This window comes from Methanosarcina vacuolata Z-761 (assembly GCF_000969905.1).
GTDB classification, from domain to species: Archaea; Halobacteriota; Methanosarcinia; order Methanosarcinales; family Methanosarcinaceae; genus Methanosarcina; species Methanosarcina vacuolata.
In genome coordinates this window covers 1,646,961-1,665,953 of record NZ_CP009520.1, presented here as the reverse complement: position 1 = coordinate 1,665,953, position 18,993 = coordinate 1,646,961, and the positions used below count along the sequence as shown (strand labels likewise).

Here is an 18,993-nt window from a genome sequence, read left to right as displayed (position 1 = left end):
CACTCTTATTAATCGGGCTTTCTTACAGGGTTTTTCTTTTCACTTATTCAGAAGCAAACTTTTTTGTGGATTACAATTCTTTTTTCAATTCAGAATGTTTTTGTCATATAAGCTTAGAAATAGTATTCCTGTGAATCAAACTTTTTCAAAAAAAGTTTGATCAAAAACTCTCTCAGAAACTGAAATATTTGAGTTAAACCAGACAACACCAAACTTTTTCAAAAAAAGTTTGATCAAAAACTCTCTCAGAAACTGAACGATTTGAGTTAAACCAGACAACACCAAACTTTTTCAAAAAAAGTTTGATCAAAAACTCTCTCAGAAACAGCGCTATGTGAGTTGAACCAGATAATATAAGCTTCTACTGAGAACTCATCTGGAACTTGATATTATTTGAAGTTTGATGTTTCTGGCACCTTATGTTTTGAAATTGATATAACTTATATTTTATATGACATAAGGATAAAAGAATTAAAAAATATATACAGCGAGGATAGGCGAATTGTGAATGCTAATAGGAATTGATGTCGGAGGCACTACCACGGATGCAGTGCTTATCCAGAATGGAGAAGTGTATAGTACTGCCAAGGTTTCCACTGAACACGGAAATCTGCTAAATTCCCTGCTTGAGGCCCTTGATGCTGTCAGCAAAGATATTCCTCCTGAGCAGCTGGAAAGAGTAGTGTTCAGTACAACCGTGATAACAAATCTCATTGCCGAAGGCAAAACTGACCGTGTAGCCCTGGTATTAATCCCAGGACCCGGGGTTAACCCGGCAAGTTATACTTTTCCTGACAGTTTTTATCTAAAAGGGGCTATGGATTACAGGGGAAGGGAAATTGATCCCCTCGATGAGGCCGAGATCAGGAAAACTGTGGGTTTGATCCAAAAATCCGGATTTTCGAGAGCAGCCATAATAAGTAAGTTCGGGCAGAGGAACCCTTCTCACGAACTCAGGGTGGAGGAGATTTTCAGGGAGGCATATCCTGGCTGCAAACTGGAACTCGGGCATAAGGTTTCTGGAAAACTGAATTTTCCAAGACGGATAGCAACTGCCATGCTTGCCTCTGCCACCAGAGAACGCTACCAGGAGTTTGTTGACAAAATCAATAAAGCCCTTGAGGAGAGAAATATCCGGGCTCCTGTGTATATCCTGAAAGCCGATGGAGGAACTCTTCCGGTTGAGAAATCAATAGAATTTCCTGTGGAAACTATATTTTCGGGCCCTGCTGCCAGCACAATCGGAGCTCTTGCCCTTACCTCTGAAGGGGAGACCTCAGTGGTAGTGGATATAGGAGGGACTACCACAGACCTTGCATTAATTCTTTCAGGCAAGCCCCTTCTGGCTTCTAAAGGCGTAAAACTCGGAGGTTTCCTTACACATGTCCGGGCTTTTGCGGTCCGCTCGATAGCTATAGGAGGAGACAGTGTTGTAAGGGTTAAGGACCTGGACCCAGGCACAAAACAGATAACAATCGGCCCTGATAGGGCAGGCCCAGCTTACTGCATGGGAGGAAAAGAAACTACCCCCACGGATGCCCTGAAGTTCCTCGGGCTTATTGAAGTAGGAAATCCCGAACGTGCAAGTGAAGCGATTAAAGTCACAGCTTCTGAACTTGGAAAATCCGAAACTGAAACTGCATCCCTGATTGTGGACAGAGTTTCACAGATGATTGCTGACGCGGTCAATGAGATGTTTTTTGAATGGGAACAGGAGCCTGCTTACAGAGTATGGGAGGTACTGCAGGAGAAAAATACAAGGCCTGAAAACGTGGTTGGAATCGGAGGGGGTGCAAAAGGGCTTATTGCAGAGATTGCAAAAAAACTTAATGCAAACCCTGTTATTCCCGCACATGCCGAGGTGGGAAATGCTATTGGAGCAGCCGTTGCAAGGCCCACGCTTACTCTGAACCTGCACATTGATACTGAACAGAAAGTGTACTCTGTTGCCGAGGAAGGGGAGATTGTCAGTCTAAACACAACAAAGTTCAAGAACTTGAATAAAATCAGCCTCGACGAAGCTGAAACCCTTGCAGCAGATCTCTTAAGGGAACGTGCGAAAGATTTCGGAATTTCCGAGTATGCCAATGAAGCTGAGATCGTTAATAGTGAAGTCTTCAATGTCGTCAATGGCTGGTATACTACAGGGCGGCTTTTTGACGTAAACATGCAGATTCCTGCAGGCCTGATACCGGAATGGAAAAGGAGGGAATAAGCATGAAACTGGGGTTTGGAAGACTCAAGGATGTACTGAAGACTGGCTCAGGAACAACTCCAGCAGAAGAGGAAAAAGAGCAGGCAGAGAATAAAGATAAGGCAGAGAAAGAAGAGATGCAGACGATAGAAAATAAAGAAAACGAGCTTGAAATATCCGAGGGAAAGGAGGGAAATACAATGGAACTGAAAAAGACCGGGCTGGAAGCGAAAAAAGGACCATTATCCCCGGCAGACCGCACTAAGGCCAAGAAGACAGGCCTTATCTTCTTCCCTGCCTTTGACTGGGCTATTTCACCAACCCATCCCGAAAGAGAAGAGCGCCTTCTTTATACCAGAGACCAGATCTTTGAAGAAGGCCTGATGGACCTGCCAGAAATAGCCGAATATAAACCTCGCCTTGCAGAATACAGGGATATTGCCAGAGTTCATTTCTGTGTGCCTGATGTAAAAGCACAGGCTACAACTCCTCACCTGATCGCAGCAGGTAGTTGCCTGGTGCTCGGGGACGCCCTGATGAAGGCAGAGGTCAAAAATGCTTTTGCGCTTATCCGCCCGCCTGGCCACCATGCAATGACAGTTGCACATGGAAACCGGGGATTTTGTAATATCAATAACGAAGCTATCCTTGTCGAGTATCTGAGAAAAACATACGGGATCCGCAAGATTGCGATTGTGGATACCGATGTGCATCATGGGGATGGGACTCAGGATATTTTCTATAATGATCCTGATGTGCTTTTTATTTCCTTCCACCAAGACGGAAGGACTCTTTACCCTGGCTCTGGCTTTATGAGTGAACTGGGGGGCCCAAAAGCCCTTGGAAGGACGATCAATATTCCCCTGCCGCCAGGGACACCTGATGAAGGCATACTTTACGTGCTCGATTCCCTTGTGCTTCCTATTCTTAAGGACTTCAAACCTGAGCTTGTCCTGAACTCTGCGGGGCAGGATAACCACTACACCGACCCTCTCGCAAATATGCGCTTTTCCGCACAGGGCTACGCAAAATTGAATGAAAAACTTGCTCCTGATATGGCCGTGCTTGAAGGAGGTTACGCAATCCAGAGTGCACTGCCTTATGTGAATACAGGTATAATCCTTGCAATGGCAGGGCTTGATTATTCCTGCGTAAGGGAACCCGACTTCAAGCCAGGCATGTTTGTCCAGGCTTCAAGGGATAGAAAAACTCTGGAAGAAATAGTTGCAACCCAGCTTGAAAACTGGAAAAACAGGGACAGGCTTGTAGAGGCTGAGGTGGCAAAACACGGAGACTTCTACCGTCGAAAAAAACAGATCTTTTACGACACGGATATGATTCAGGAATTCCAGGAAGAATCCATCCGGATGTGCCCTGACTGTCAGGGCTACAAAACCATTGACTCCAACGCTCATGGAGGCATAGGCAATCCCAGGATATTCGGGATTTCGATTCCGATCTACGCCTGTGAGAACTGCCAGGCTGAAGCCAGGGAAGAGTACAGGAAAAGGCTAATTCATCCGGAATATGGATACATCTACCTGCAGGATAAAAAACAGGATGAATACAGGACATATAACACAAGTACAAAGAAGGAAACGGTTTATTAAGTTAGGAAAATTGCTTTTTAGCTAGAAAATGAGGTATTAAAAGTTATACAGGCTTTTTTCCTCTTTTCTCTTTTCCTTTTTCATTTTTCAGTTTCCTTTTCCTTTTCTCTTTTCCTTTTCCCTTTTCCTTTTTCATTTTTCAGTTTCCTTTTTCCTTTTTCAGTTTCCTTTTTCCTTTTTCAGTTTCCTTTTTCCTTTCCTTTTTCCTTTTTTGTTGTTATTTCTGCTTATTTATGTTTGTTACTTGTATATGGATTCATATATTTTTTGAAGTAGTTTGTTGGAATCCATACATATTTTTTATAATATTTTTTCTAGAGATCTCATTGTTTTTTAGAGGCACTTATTAAATATATTAATTTTACTCTTAGTTATCAAAATAACCAGATTCTTGGCAGGCTTGTATCGGATATTAAAAACCGTGATCATCTGGCCGGAAAGTAGATGTAAATCTATATCTTGTCGTTAATTTCAATAGTCAAGTGAGAGTGAAAAATAGTAAGAGGTAGTCAGTGTTAACTTATTTTTGTATTATATAATAGGAAGTTGATATTGGAAACAAAAAGTGCAAGGGGTAGAAATCAAGAGACAATTCCGGTAAGCTATGACATTACCTTGTGGCTTTCAAGTATAATATATTTTATGAATATAATAATCAAAACCGATATGTTTATATTACACTTACAATTAGATTCTAATTAATTTAAGAAAGTAATATTTTTAATTTATTTTATCTGTATGGAGGGATTTGAAATAAACAGAATAAAGCTTTTATTACTAACATTTTTAATATTAACGTTAAGTTCCGGTATCGGGGCAGCGGCTGAAATTCGCGTTAGTTCAGGCGGGTCTATCCAGGCCGCAGTGAACACCGCTAATTCAGGTGATACAATTATCGTAGACCCGGGAACATATAACGAAAATATTGTGATTACAAAGAGCAGCAATCTGAAACTTATGTCAGCATCTGGGAATCCTGATGATACTATAATTGTTTCCAATGACCCAACCAAAAATGTAATCTCCGCCAGTGCCAGACTTAATTTAATCATTAAAGGATTTACAATCAGCGGAGCCACATCAGAACACTCAGGAATCTATCTATATAGCTGCAATGGTTGCACCATTGAAAATAATAAATTCATAAACAATGCTATGGGAGTATACATAGATTCTTCCATGAATACTACGATACGCAATAATTCAGCTACCAGAACAAGTGAAGCTGGAAAAATAGGTAGAAGCATTAACGTTCTAAAATCCGAATTAACCACAGTCGAGAACAATACGATTTCAAATCAAAATTATTCGATTTATTTTGATAGATCTCCGAGTAATACTATTTTAAGAAACTCTGTGAGCCAGTGTGCCGAGGATGCTATAGTTATTGAAGGTTCAAACAATACTGTCCTAGAAAGCAACACTGTAAGCTCAAACACAAAAAGAGGAATCTACCTTAAAAACTCGCATAAATGTAACGTGAAAAAGAATCTTGTTTCTTCCAACGGAGCAAATGGAATTGACATAGAGGGATCTTCTGGAAATAACGTTCTGGATAACATAATCACAGGTAATGCTAAAAACACCAATATACATGGTTTATTCCTGAACACCTGTAAAAGTGTTACCCTGCAAAATAACACAATATCAAACTGTCAATACGGAGTAGCTATGAGGTATTCCGAGGATAACAGCCTTGTAAAAAATGATGCATATAACAATTCCATAGGCTTTTACGTATCCTACACATCCAGAAGAAACACGCTTTCGGACAATAAAGCAAATTCTAACAATAATGGTATCATTATAGAGCGCGGGGCCAATAATAATGTTGTGGACAAAAATGAAATAAATTCAAACTCGGCTAGCGGCCTTGCACTGGACAATGCAATAAGTAACGAAATAACTAACAATAGCGCCTCCTTAAACAACAGAGGTATTTATTTACTCTCATTATCCAGTAAAAACTCGATTTCAGGCAATAAAATCAATTCTAACAAAAATGATGGCATTATTCTCCAGAATGCAAGTGAGAATGATCTTACCAGCAATACTGTAAATTCGAATGCTAGATATGGTATTTATTTAACAAATTCAAATAACAGTAACTTGATCAGCAATACGGTGCAGAATAATATTAGAGGCATCAGCCTGTCTGGATCCGGACATAATGAAATTTTTAAGAATTTAGCCACTGATTGCTCTGAATCCGGATTATTCCTGACGAATTCCACTAATAATAACCTTTCGAGGAATATAGCTTATAACAATGGTGAAGGTATCTCTCTCGATTCCTCTGGGAACAATGAAATCTCAGCCAATAACGTCAGTTCAAACGGTAATGGAATTTATATGTGTCCCAGAAGCTATCCAAACAGGGTTTATAATAACTATTTTAACAATATCAACAACGCAAACATTAGAAATAACAGAAGCACCTGGTACATCGAAAAAACTCCAGGTAAAAATATAATGAGTGGCCCATCCCTCGGAGGCAATTTCTGGGGAAGTCCGTCACTTATGGGTTTCTCAGATACTAATTCTGATGCCGATGGAGACGGTATTATTGATATTCCCTTCGTTTCAGGCAATGTCACAGACAACTACCCACTGATACGTGTGATACTGCCTGTAGCAAATTTTAATGTCAACTCCACAAAGGGTTTTGTCCCTCTTGCAGTCGAGTTTACGGATCTCTCACAAGATGCAACTTCGATAAGCTGGGACCTTGATGGTGATGGAGTTGCAGACAACAACAATAAAAGGTTTGTCCACGTGTACGAAACTCCAGGAATCTATACTGTCACTCTAACAGCAAGTAATAAAAACGACACTTCCTCAAAAACGGTGCAAATAACTGCCGAGGAATTCAAAATTCTTCCTATTGCCGACTTCAGCATTAATACAACGAACGGGTATGCGCCCCTTTCAGTCCTGTTCACTGACAAATCACAAAATGCAACCTCAAGGAACTGGGATATAGGCAATGACGGAACTGTGGAGTCTACAGATGCAAGCTTTGTTTATGTGTTCACTAATCCTGGGACCTATACCGTTAATTTGACTTCAATCAATGTAAACGGTATTTCTTCAAAGATTACCTCAATAACTGTTACTACAGAAGAAAGTAGCTCAAGTGGTGGAAGCAGCCATCACAGCAGCGGTGGAGGCGGTGGCGGTGCAGGCGGTTCCCCTGAACCTCAAACTAATGTTCAAGTCAAAGAACTTTCAAAGGCACAGGTTACAAACGGAAAGCCTGTATTGTTTGATTTCACAAAGAACGCAACCTGTGTTGCGTATGTGAGCTTTGATGCAAAGAAGACCGCAGGCAAGATCACAACCATTGCCGAACAGCTCAAAGTAAAATCGACTCTGGTTTCAGTTCTGAATTCGGGAGAAGTCTATAAGTATTTCAACCTCTGGGTTGGAAACAGCGGGTTTGCAACAGAAAAGAACATTGAAAACCCTGTAGTGTGCTTCAAGGTTGAAAAGTCCTGGCTGCAGGATAAGAAGATCGACCAGAGCTCAATTACTTTAAACAGGTACAACGACAAGAAATGGTCACAGCTACCCGTGAAATTATTAAAAGAAGATAGTAAATACCTGTACTTCACGGCAGAAACACCGGGATTCTCGTTCTTTGCAATAACAGGAAAAGCAATAGAAAAAGTAGCTGAAGCAAAGCCTTCAACCGATACTTCGAAACTTGATCAAAATAGTACAGCATCGGAAACGGAACCTGAGCAAAAAACCGAACAGGAACCAGGAAAGAATAAAACCACAAGCATACCTGGATTTGAAGCGCTATATGTAGTGGCTTGCCTTGTTATGGCATTCCTGCATAGAAGAAAATAAAAGAACGACTAAATAAAGAGAAATAAGGATCAAAATTCTTCTTTTTGCTCTTTCTTATTTCTCCATTTTCTATTTCTATTTATTCTTCCTTTTTTTCTCCAGTTTACTTACAAATATTGTTTACTGAATCAATATATTTATATTGATTGTGCCTATTTTTTAACTTATTAAAAAATTTCATTAGACTTGACATTTATATTGGGGAATGAAAATGAGAAAATTAATCATCCTGCTAATGGTCATGCTAATTTTTGCGTTAGTCTCGGGAATTGCGGCGGCTAAGGAGATCTCCGTTAATTCAACGGATTCAATACAGAACGCAGTGAATAATGCGGCTTCGGGCGATGTGATAATCGTCAAACCCGGAACATATAGTGAGAACATCAAAGTAACCACACAAAGTCTGGTAATAAGATCGGAATCCGGGAAGCCTGAAAATACAATAATTAAAGCTGTCCCAAATACAAGTGTATTCAACGTTGCAGCAAGTAATACGACAATTAGCGGGTTCAGGATTGAATCCGGAGAAACAGGAATCTATCTGGTTAGATGCAGTGGCTGCACAATTATTAATAATGAGCTTTCGGACAATAAGCATGGGATATCTCTCAGTAGTTCGAACAACAACAATATCTCGGAAAATCAAGTAAACTCAAATAAAATGTATGGGATTCAGCTCGTGAATTCTGAAGGAAATAAGCTCTTAAACAACAATGTAAATTTGAATGAAAGAGGGATTAATCATATAAACTCGAACAAAAGCACAATTTCAGGTAATAATGTATCGAATAATGTCGAATTTGGAATGTGGATTTCATATTCTAACGATAACGAAATTTCCGGGAACACAGCTAATGAAACCAGCAGGGGTATCTTTCTGGATTCTTCCGGTGATAACACCGTTTCTGGAAACATTGTTGCTTTTAATAACGTATCTGGCTTTTATGAGTGTCCTGCCTGCCACAGAAATCTTGTTTTCAACAATTATGTGAATAACGCCCTTAATGCAGATATCAACACCAGAGACACTACGTGGAACATAGAAATGACTTCTGGCAGAAATATTGTCGGCGGAAAGTACATCGGAGGTAATTTCTGGGCAAAGCCTGACGGCACCGGATTTTCGCAGACTGCAACCGATGCCAATGGAGACGGAATTGCCGATTCCTCATATATTGACAGCAAAAATTACGTTACAGATTACCTGCCTCTGGTGCCTGTTTCCAACCCACAGCAGCCAGTCTTGCCGGTTGCAAATTTCAGCACCAGTGTAACCAGCGGTTATGCGCCTCTTACGGTTCAGTTTACGGACCTTTCAGAAAATGCAGTCTCAAGAAGCTGGGACATTAACAATGATGGGACCGTAGACAACACCAGTAAAAGCTTTGTCTATGTATATCAGGAGCCAGGAAATTATACTGCTAAACTTACAGTAAGCAACGAGAACGGCACTGATTCGAAAATTAAGGAAATAATTGTCAGCAAGTTTATGATTTATCCTGTTGCAGACTTCAGTGCCAATGTAACGAGCGGATATTCTCCCCTTTCAGTCCTGTTCACTGACAAATCACAAAATGCAACCTCAAGGAACTGGGACTTTGGAGACGGATCAAACTCAACCGAGCAGAATCCGATTCACACTTATCCCACAGGAACTTATACTGTTAGCTTAACTGCGATAAATGAAAATGGTACTTCCCCCGCAAAAACTGCCACAATAACTGTTACTACAGAAGAAAGTAGCTCAAGCGGTGGAGGCAGCCATCACAGCAGCGGTGGAGGCGGTGGAGCAGGCGGTTCCCCTGAACCTCAAACTAATGTCCAGGTAAAAGAACTTTCCCAGGCACGAGTTACAAACGGAAAGCCTGTATTGTTTGATTTCACAAAGAACGCAACCTGTGTTGCGTATGTGAGCTTTGATGCAAAGAAGACCGCAGGCAAGATAACAACCATTTCCGAGCAGCTCAAAGCAAAATCAACTCTGGTTTCAGTCCTAGATTCGGGAGAAGTCTATAAGTATTTCAACCTCTGGGTTGGAAACAGCGGGTTTGCAACAGAAAAGAACATTGAAAACCCTGTCGTATGCTTCAAGGTTGAAAAGTCCTGGCTGCAGGATAAGAAGATCGACCAGAGTTCAATTACTCTAAACAGGTACAACGACAAGAAATGGTCACAGCTACCCGTGAAATTATTAAAGGAAGATAGTAAATACCTGTACTTCACGGCAGAAACACCGGGCTTCTCGTTCTTTGCAATAACAGGAAAAGCGGTAGAAAAAGTAGCTGATGCAAAGCCTTCAACCGATACTTCGAAACTTGATCAAAATAGTACAGCGTCGGAAACGGAACCTGAACAAAAAACCGAACAGGAAGAAGGAAAGAATAAAACCACAAGCATACCTGGATTTGAAGCGCTCTATGTAGTGGCTTGCCTTGTTATGGCATTCCTGCATAGAAGAAAATAAAAGAATAACTAGATAAAGAGAATTAAGGATCAAAATTCTTCTTTTTGCTCTTTCTTATTTTTCCATTTTCTATTTCTATTTATTCTTTCTTCTTTCCCTATTTTCTTTTTTACTCTTTTTATTGCTCAATTTTCCTTTCTACTTGTTTTTTATTTGCCTTTCTTGGTTCATCGAGTTTGAGCAGTCCTTTTCGTGTATTAGGTTTATTCTTTACGTGAAGCAGAGAACCTCTCGGATTTTCCAGAAAATTGCTCTGCCACACAAGAAAAGAAAAAAATCTTTGATTTAATTCTCTGAGATGCCTATTGATCGTCTTTTACTCTCTATTTTTATCTCTTTATTTTGATATTATTCTGATCCAATAAACTTATATCAATTAATGTTTAAAATCAGATTTATTAATACAAAATTAAATAATAATATAAATAAAAAGTGGGGGATTTAAATAAACAAATTTGCAACTTTAGCAGTAGCTATTCTTCTTTTTGTATTTAGCTCGAGTATCGGTACTGCGGTTGAGGTCATGGTTCAGCCAGGAGAATCAATACAGTCCGCAGTAAATAATGCGACTTCTGGAGATGAAATAGTCATCAGTCCCGGAAATTATAACGAAAATATCGTGATAACAAAGGACAATCTCGTAATAAGGTCAGAGTCTGGGAATCCTGAAGACACCATGATTACAGCCAGTAATAACGCTTCAGATGTATTCTTTGTAGACGCCGATAACATAAGAATCATGGGAGTAAGTATTAAAGGAGCCGGAATTGACAAGGCAGGAATCATCCTATCGGGGGCTCTTAACTGTACAGTTTATAATAATAAAATCACTGATAACGCTCTTGGAGTGTATCTAAAGAATTCAATGTACAATAGTGTCCTCAACAATACGGTGGCACAGGGTAAGCGAGCAATTAATGTTGAGTGGTCACACTATAACAAAATAATAAATAACGATGTTTCAGGCGAGAGGTTTGGAATTTACCTTACTGCTTCCGAAGGGAACGAACTTTCTGAAAACTCGGCAAACATGAACTCCAACCACGGTATTGTTCTGGAAAGCTGCAACAATAATAGGCTGGAAAACAACACCGCAAATGCAAACAACGGTTACGGTATCTACATAGCGAGTTCGGGTAGTAATAACCTTACCGGAAACACTGCAGATTCAAACTTAATTTACGGTGTCTATTTCTCAGACTCAGGTAACAGCAGCATTGCAAACAATAAAGCGGTAAACAGTACCCGTGGTATTTTCCTGTTAAGATCCGGCGAGAGCACGGTTTTGAATAATCTGGCTTTAAACAACCGGGAAGGGATACGGATTTCATCAGGAATGAATAGCAATATCTCAGGAAATGAGGTATCGAACAATAATGCTTCAGGGATTTCTTTACTGAACTCTGTTAACTGTACCGTCGATAAAAATCTGTTGTTAAATAACAGCCTGGGAATAGACCTGGAATTATCCAATAATACCGTTATTCTTAATAATAGTGTTCGGGAAGGCGGAAGGGCAATTAGCCTGCGGAATTCAGGTTACAACCTGGTATCAAATAACACGGCTTTAAACAACAGGTATGGATTTTATGTCATACGCTCGCAGTGGAATACACTATTAAATAATACGGCAAGTACAAGTGTTAACCATGGTATCGTACTTGTTAATTCCACGAATAACAACTTTATGAACAATATCCTGAACTCGAACGGAGGTCACGGGGTTTATCTTAGCAACTCAAGCACCAATACCTTAGATAACAATACAGCTTCAGGCAACAGCAGAGGTATTTACCTGATATCCTCCGGCAGAAACAATATCCTGAACAATACGGTTCTGGGTAACAGGGAATACGCAATTCTGTTGTCATACAGTACAGGCAACAACATTTCCGGAAATGAGGCTTCCAACAGCGGCCGTGGGATTCACCTGAGCACCTGCCAGAATAATGTTGTCTCAAGAAATATAATTACTTTGAACAGTATTTCAGGTATTTTCATGAGCTCTACAAGTAACGGCAATATCATTTTTGATAATTACCTGAACAATGTCTTTAACTCAAATATTAAGGACGGCAGTGAAGGAAATAGCTTGAACATTACAAAAACTGCCGGTACCAACATCGTTGGCGGACCTTATATAGGGGGCAATTTCTGGGCAAAACCTGACGGCACCGGTTTCTCGCAGACCGCAACCGATGCAGACGGGGACGGAATTGCTGATACTGCGTATGAGCTACAGGGCAATAACTATTCGGATTTCCTGCCTCTCGTAGGCGGCTTTGAGCCAGAACAATCTGTGATGCCTCCGACAGCTTTCAATACCAGCAATACCGGAACAGAAAGTCAGATGGAAGTAAATGAGTCAGAAAATCAGACGGAAGTAAATGAGTCAGAAAATCAGACGGAAGTAAACGAGTCAGAAACAAATAACACAGAATCAGCCGATGATGGTGAAATAGAAACAAATAATACAGAATCAGCCGATGATGGTGAAATAGAAACAAACAATACAGAATCAGCCGATGATGGTGGAATAGAAACCAGTATCGATGAAACAACGGAAGATGCCAAGTAACTTGATTGAAGGAACCTTAGCAGAGCCCAAAGGATAAAAGCAGCAGGCTAAAACTATAGGATGAGGGCTTGATCCTCCTCATTCTATTTCTACTATTTTTCTTATTTTTTCACTCGCAGAAACGCCAATCTCAAAGCAAAAAAGGCTTTTATACTTTTCATGTACACTGAAACTCCATGAGAATCTGGCCTCTAAACATAAAGGTTCAAGAAAATACAGCGCCGGAAAAAGTAGACATTGAGAACACAAACCTCAAAAAGGTACATGTTCCGCAAAAAGGAGAAAACGGCTCCTTCTGGGAAAACAGAGGTGACCGACATCACTGTGGGGTTGATCTTTATGCCCCTGAAAATACGGAGGTAGTTGCGATTGAAGGAGGAATTGTCACAGAAACCGGTCTGATGACTTCGCCTGAAATATTGCCTTACTGGAACCCGACTTATTATGTGATTATAAAACAGAGCAGTGGGCTGTTCTGCAAATACGGGGAACTTGCAGACTTTACCGTAAGAAAAGGAGACAAAATAGAAGCAGGAAACTTGATAGGGCATGTTGGAATGGTTCTTAACTCCGAAAAAATCGATGGTTCCTGCCCGCTTTACATCCAGAATCTGAAAAACAAAAATCCAAGTATGCTACATTTTGAAATCTGGAGGAGTGAACCCATTACCGTTCACAAAAATTATCTTGGAGGTAACTGGTTTGCAGAAGAAATGCCTGAAAACCTGATTGATCCTACCGGATACCTTGAACAATTAGATCTGTAATATCTGTGATATCTGTAATATTTATAATCTCTGTAATTATACTAATTATTCTGTAATTGTACTGTAATTTTACTTGTGTATCTGTAACCAGGAGTAATCTTCACGCACGAAAAATAAGAAAACCTCACAGCTTACTGCCGCCTTAACTTATCTGGTTGGTGTCTTATGGAAAGTATGGAATATAAAGCGTCTCAAGTTGACGAAAAAATAAATCACCTTGAGAAAATTCACGTAATCAAAAACTATTACCTCGTCCTCGGAGGAGGAAAAATCGGCACTGATTTCCTTGATTACGCCCGGAAAAACAGGTTTCCCTTCGTGCTCGTTATCGATAAGGATGAAAATGCGCCTGCTTCCAAGAAGTCAAACATCATTAAAACTAAAGACGAGCTGGTAAATCTTCTGAAAAACAAAGCTTCAGAGTCATTTCAGGATGAAGCATTCAAATCCTCCAGCGCAGCAGGAGAAAACGAAAGAGAAGATAAAGAAAGAGAAGAAAACGAAAGGGAAGATAAAGAAAACAAGGTAGAAACCAAGTTGGAAAACAATGAGATGGAAGCCTACTTTTATAAAATGGATCTTGACAACATTCCTTTTCTTCTAAGTCTCGGCATCCCTGAATACATTATCCCTGCTGTTCCCTGCCATGCAGCTGCATATCTGCTTTCCGATCTTCTAAAACTTCCTCTGAAGCCCGAAAAAGAAGAAAATGCTGAAGAGATTCTGGAAAAAAGCCAGATGGAAGATAGCCCTGTAACCGAGCTATTTATCCGACCTGAAGACGAAAGGCTCATGTCTTTTTTTGAAAAGCTTGCAACTTCCTTTCCTGATGATGTAATCGCAGGACGTTACCCTGAATATGGCATGTTGTTTCTCTCTTATGCCAGGGAAGGAGAAATCTGCCCTGACGGCTGTCCGGGCCCAAAAGACCGCTGCCCCACCTTTGGACGTAAAAAGCCAGAAACCATTACTGAATATGCACGAAAACTTCTTCAGCATCTTCCAGGCTGGGTCTTTGAGAGCTATCAGATGAAACCGGGAATAGGAGGGCTTAAAGGAAAGGAGTTCAAGCAGAACCTGCTGGAGATCCTTGAGTTTTTAAGATCCATTGAAGAAAACAGAAGCGAGAAGAGGTTTGAAAAACTTGAGGACAGGACTTTTTTCGTTGCTACTACCTGCACATGCCATGGTGTATTGAATATGTTCTATGTTATCTGATAAAAACTTGCTTTAATGATGACTCAGTAAAAATGGTATCATAGGCAAATTCGTGTTCAAGTGCCTGCAATCTTACACCAATTTTTTTATTTTAAGTTTCTGCAACCCGACAGCAGTTTTTCGCTCACCATCTTTTTTGCTCACCAGCTTTTTCGCTTATAACCTTAATTCCCAAATTTTAAGCGCATACTTTTTGTATCCCTATTTTGCTCATTTAATTCGTGTGCAGATGCATACTACCTTAATTCCCAAATTTTAAGCGCATACTTTTTGTATCCCTATTTTGCTCATTTAATTCGTGTGCAGATGCATACTAACTTACTCATTTCCAAACAACAATTCAAAAACTATCTATACTATTATGCGCTTATTATATAAGCGCATGAAGTCTATCCTCCGCATCAAGAAAATAAATGGAATTGAGTACTGGTACGAAGATATTCCTTATTACGATAAGGAAAAGAAACAAATTCGCCATAAATCCAAATATGTTGGCAGAAACATAAACGGTAAACCTGTTAGAGTTCGTGACGCATTAAACTCTTCCGATGAAATCGTGCAAGATGAGACTTCTTTCGTTTCCAGCAAACCTGTAAATGCTTATAACTATGGTGAGTTCCTTCCATTACAGAAAATAGTAGAAGAACTCAAAATTGAAGAGTATCTTGGTGATCTGTTCAATGAAAAAGACAGGAACATGATACTTTCAATGGCACTTAATCGTGTAATTCGTCCTACAGCTATGTATAACCTTAAAACCTGGTATGAGAATTCTGTTCTTTCTCTCCAGTGGCCTGAGTTACCCTTGAAAAGTCAAAACATCAGTAATCTACTTGCAAAAGTAGGTAATAGCGACATTCCATCCATGTTTATGGGTAAAATGTTTAGAAATCTTGGGACAAAACGCACATTAATGTACGATCTTACCAGTTTATCGAGCTACTCACAACTAATTAATCTTCTTGAATACGGATACAATAGAGACAATTGCGATCTTCCTCAAATAAATCTCTCCATGATTGTGGATAAGGAAAAAGGAATTCCGGTGATGTATGACATCTATCCTGGAAGTATTGTAGACGTTACAACTCTTAAAAATACTCTAAAAAAGATAGAAGCTCATGGAATGGAAAACTATACACTGGTAATGGATAGAGGCTTTTTCAGCAAGGGAAACATTGAGGAATTAGTAAGGGAAAAGATTCCTTTTATTATGCCAGCTACAATGGCACTTAAAAGTGTCAAAGAGCTTATGAGTTCAGTACAAAAAGACATCGAAAGTCCGGAATATCTTCATAAGTTTCACAAAAAACCAATATTTGTAAAGCCAGTGACTCTTGAGGAAAAGGAATTCAAGATCAATGGATACTGTTTCTATGATCCAAAGAGAGAAATGGAAGAAAAAAGCACATTTTACTCCCGTCTTTATGATATGAAGGAAAAACTGGAAGAAACAGCAATACCAGGATGGAGAAATGCGGCAGAGGTGTTCAAAGAGAGAGCAAGGGAAATGGCAAGTTTCTATTCGTGGAAAAAGATAGATGACCATTTCAAAATCAATATCAAGAAAAATGCAGTATCGCAGAGAATAAACAGAATGGGGAAGTTTTTCCTTTTTTATTATGGAGAACGTGATTGGGTAGAATGTCTCACTTACTACAGAGAAAGAGATATTGTTGAGAAAGGATTCAAAGTAATGAAAAATGATATTCAGTCGCTTCCACTAAACACAAACAAAGATTCAACAACAAAGGGATTCATTTTTGTCTGCTTTATCGGACTAATTATTAGAATGAAGCTACTGAGTATGATGAAGGAAACAAAAATTATTGAGGATTATACAGTAGAGAGTTTACTTTTAGAGCTTGAGAAGATCAGAAAAGTAGAACTGCAAAATGGAGAGGTAATAGTTACAGAACTCACAAGAAAGCAAAAAGAAATTATGGAAAAATTGAATTTATGCGCTTAAAAAAGCGGAAGTCAGGTTATAAATAGGAATAAACCAAAAATAGATCTGCTATCAGACCGATGTATAAAAGGGGACTTTATGGAGGCATTTGTGGGTACAAGCGGCTGGTATTATGATTGGAACAAAAAGAAGAACCTTGATTGGTTTATCCAGAATTCCGGGCTGAACAGTGTTGAACTTAATGCCAGTTATTACAGGTTTCCCTCGCCTGAGCAGGTTGAAGGCTGGAACAGGAAGGGGACTGAACTACGATGGAGCATAAAAGTGCACAGGTCTATAACCCACTGGCGACAACTCAGTGAAAGTTCCCTGGAAACTCTGGGAAATTTCCTTGAGCTTTTCCGACCCATGGATCATCTCATTGATTTTTACTTATTTCAGGTGCCTCCAAAGTTTGATGATATCGAAAGGGCACTCAGGTTTGTAGAAGCCGTAAAACTTGGGAAACGGTTTGCCCTGGAGATAAGGAACAAAGCCCTGCTGGGAAATTATGAGGCGTGTGAAGAGCTTATGAGGAAAGTAACCCTGGTGTCCGTAGACTCACCTGACTACAAAAACCGCATCTTCCCCGGAAAAAACGTGTATATGAGAATGCACGGAAGAGAAGGCTGGTACAGTTATGATTATTCTCAGGCGGAAATTAGCGAAACTATCAGGAAAATCCGTGAATTTGGGCCTGAGAAAACCTACATTTATTTCAACAACGACCATAATATGCTGGATAATGCAAGAAAGGCATTGAGAGTTTTTTCAGGTTTGTAAACCTGGAATAATTACCTTTATTTTAAAAAAACTGCCTTTTCCTGAAAGGATTTATCTCACTCAATGGCGTTAGTTCTCACTTTTTTATGTTAACTTAAAAAGTTCGGTTTCATTTGTTAACCTTTATTATGAATAAATTATTATATTAAGAGGTATATTCAAAGTTTAGTATGGAGATTCTGAGGAGTTAACAATCAGGTGCTTCAAAATCAAAAACGAATTTTTGAGAACCCAACCCACGACAAAGAAACCATTTACCCAGAATTCCCTATATATATAAAAAAGAAGTGAAATATATGTTCTGGAGTAAGGACTATATTGTAGAAAGGCTGAGCAAAATCCCTAGAACCCTAGAAGACATTTCAATAGAAGTTTTTGAAGGTGTACCCCCCACAAACGATTTTTTACAAAAAGCTGGCCTTTCAAGCGAGAACTGTACAGATGCATCCTGCGTCTGCAAAGACTCTCAGATAAATGTGAATATAGAACAGGCGGGTATGGAAAAAGAACTCATATACCCTTATGTAGATGATTCCGTTTCGAATGAATTTACGGTTCAATCAACTCAGTACCAGTTTATGGTGCCTTATGAAATCCTTGACAATAACATAAGGAAAGAATACAGGATATTCCAGCCCGAGGAACTGAAAGCAAAATTTCCTGCAGCTTATAAACAGCTAATGGAAATCAAACAGCAGTCAATGGAAATCAAACAGCAGTCTGAGGCCAAAACACAGGAACTCATTTCGGCTGATTACCGTTTCGAAAATGAAAGTTTCCTGCGGTATATAAACACACCTAAAATCATCATTACCAGCAACTCCCGCATTCAGGCCTCATATGATCCTACCGGAAAGCATGTTTTTGCAAACGGTGTAGGTGTTGTTCTCGGAGACCCCACACTCTACCATTATGTTACGGCTGTACTCAACTCTTCAATAGCAAAGGCTTTTCCTGAGGTCTGGAGACGCAAAGAGGTGCAGAGCAGAGGCAAACTTAATTCACAAATGCTGAAAAGGTTCCCAATCGCGTTCCCTAAAAAAGAGGGTATCGAGAATGTTATAAGCACAATCTCCCGTTACCTGATTTACCTGAACAGGCAAAAAAAGATGGCAAAAGCCTACGCGATACCCGGTTACCAGGAGCTCATTGACTTCTACAAGAGAATTTCGGATCTTCTGATTCTGGACACATATATTACAAATGATCTTGACCCGAGGCTTCTTGACGTCCTTGCTGAGAACATCACGGCATCCGATGGAGGATTTGAATACAGCGACGATATAAATCTCCTGATCGGACTGCAGGAAATAAAGAAGAACATTCTGAATTCTCCGGACTTTGGCAATTGCAGGTTCAGCAACGAGTTCACAAACATTCTCGCAACTCTGAAAAACAACACTGTCTGGTAAAAGAAAAAACTCAGTCAGTCCTGCGTTATTTTCCTTTCCAGATACTTTAACTTTTTATTTTCCGGACTTTTGACTTTCTTAGTTTCCGGATATCTCGGCTTTTGATTTTCAGTACAGTTTGACGTATCTTTTTCGAATACTCCGATATTCAGTAAGCTTTTAAT

At 39.7% G+C, this 18,993-nt stretch carries 10 protein-coding genes; all 10 read left to right on the top strand.

The features are described 5' to 3' along the window. Positions 1–508: 508 nt before the first annotated feature. Complete coding sequence (locus tag MSVAZ_RS06995) at positions 509–2,215, top strand: hydantoinase/oxoprolinase family protein (protein ID WP_048119692.1); 1,707 nt, start codon at positions 509–511, stop codon at positions 2,213–2,215. Between the two features lie 2 nt (positions 2,216–2,217). Beyond that, positions 2,218–3,804 (top strand): histone deacetylase family protein, encoded by a 1,587-nt coding sequence (locus MSVAZ_RS06990; RefSeq protein WP_048119690.1) that lies wholly within the window; start codon positions 2,218–2,220, stop codon positions 3,802–3,804. 738 nt (positions 3,805–4,542) lie between these two features. Beyond that, entirely contained in the window at positions 4,543–7,659 is a 3,117-nt protein-coding gene (locus MSVAZ_RS06985) for a right-handed parallel beta-helix repeat-containing protein (RefSeq protein ID WP_048119688.1), read from the top strand. 211 nt (positions 7,660–7,870) lie between these two features. Next, on the top strand, positions 7,871–10,123 hold the full coding sequence (locus MSVAZ_RS06980; protein WP_052727914.1) for a PGF-pre-PGF domain-containing protein: 2,253 nt from the start codon (positions 7,871–7,873) through the stop codon (positions 10,121–10,123). Positions 10,124–10,646: 523 nt separating this feature from the next. Next, positions 10,647–12,701, top strand: coding sequence for a right-handed parallel beta-helix repeat-containing protein (locus tag MSVAZ_RS06975; RefSeq protein WP_084626089.1), 2,055 nt, complete (start codon positions 10,647–10,649; stop codon positions 12,699–12,701). Between the two features lie 176 nt (positions 12,702–12,877). Beyond that, positions 12,878–13,468, top strand: coding sequence for a M23 family metallopeptidase (locus MSVAZ_RS06970; protein WP_048119684.1), 591 nt, complete (start codon positions 12,878–12,880; stop codon positions 13,466–13,468). A 165-nt stretch (positions 13,469–13,633) separates the two neighbouring features. Then, the gene (locus MSVAZ_RS06965; RefSeq protein ID WP_048119683.1) at positions 13,634–14,686 is read left to right on the top strand and encodes a hypothetical protein; all 1,053 of its coding nucleotides are present in this window, start codon (positions 13,634–13,636) and stop codon (positions 14,684–14,686) included. A 382-nt stretch (positions 14,687–15,068) separates the two neighbouring features. Further along, positions 15,069–16,655, top strand: a complete 1,587-nt coding sequence (locus MSVAZ_RS06960) for an IS1634 family transposase (RefSeq protein ID WP_048117034.1) — start codon at positions 15,069–15,071, stop codon at positions 16,653–16,655. Between the two features lie 78 nt (positions 16,656–16,733). Further along, positions 16,734–17,417 carry a DUF72 domain-containing protein gene (locus MSVAZ_RS06955; RefSeq protein WP_048119681.1) on the top strand — a complete coding sequence of 228 codons (684 nt, stop codon included), beginning with the start codon at positions 16,734–16,736 and terminating at the stop codon, positions 17,415–17,417. Positions 17,418–17,713: 296 nt separating this feature from the next. Beyond that, the gene (locus tag MSVAZ_RS06950) at positions 17,714–18,829 is read left to right on the top strand and encodes a hypothetical protein (RefSeq protein WP_048119679.1); all 1,116 of its coding nucleotides are present in this window, start codon (positions 17,714–17,716) and stop codon (positions 18,827–18,829) included. The last annotated feature ends 164 nt before the right edge of the window (positions 18,830–18,993 follow it).

Excerpts from the sequence above, each read along its gene's own strand:
- MSVAZ_RS06950 (WP_048119679.1), top strand. The coding sequence starts at position 17,714 with ATGTTCTGGAGTAAGGACTATATTGTAGAAAGGCTGAGCAAAATCCCT.
- MSVAZ_RS06955 (WP_048119681.1), top strand. The coding sequence starts at position 16,734 with ATGGAGGCATTTGTGGGTACAAGCGGCTGGTATTATGATTGGAACAAA.
- MSVAZ_RS06970 (WP_048119684.1), top strand. The coding sequence starts at position 12,878 with ATGAGAATCTGGCCTCTAAACATAAAGGTTCAAGAAAATACAGCGCCG.
- MSVAZ_RS06985 (WP_048119688.1), top strand. The coding sequence starts at position 4,543 with ATGGAGGGATTTGAAATAAACAGAATAAAGCTTTTATTACTAACATTT.
- MSVAZ_RS06975 (WP_084626089.1), top strand. The coding sequence starts at position 10,647 with ATGGTTCAGCCAGGAGAATCAATACAGTCCGCAGTAAATAATGCGACT.
- MSVAZ_RS06965 (WP_048119683.1), top strand. The coding sequence starts at position 13,634 with ATGGAAAGTATGGAATATAAAGCGTCTCAAGTTGACGAAAAAATAAAT.
- MSVAZ_RS06960 (WP_048117034.1), top strand. The coding sequence starts at position 15,069 with ATGAAGTCTATCCTCCGCATCAAGAAAATAAATGGAATTGAGTACTGG.
- MSVAZ_RS06995 (WP_048119692.1), top strand. The coding sequence starts at position 509 with ATGCTAATAGGAATTGATGTCGGAGGCACTACCACGGATGCAGTGCTT.
- MSVAZ_RS06980 (WP_052727914.1), top strand. The coding sequence starts at position 7,871 with ATGAGAAAATTAATCATCCTGCTAATGGTCATGCTAATTTTTGCGTTA.
- MSVAZ_RS06990 (WP_048119690.1), top strand. The coding sequence starts at position 2,218 with ATGAAACTGGGGTTTGGAAGACTCAAGGATGTACTGAAGACTGGCTCA.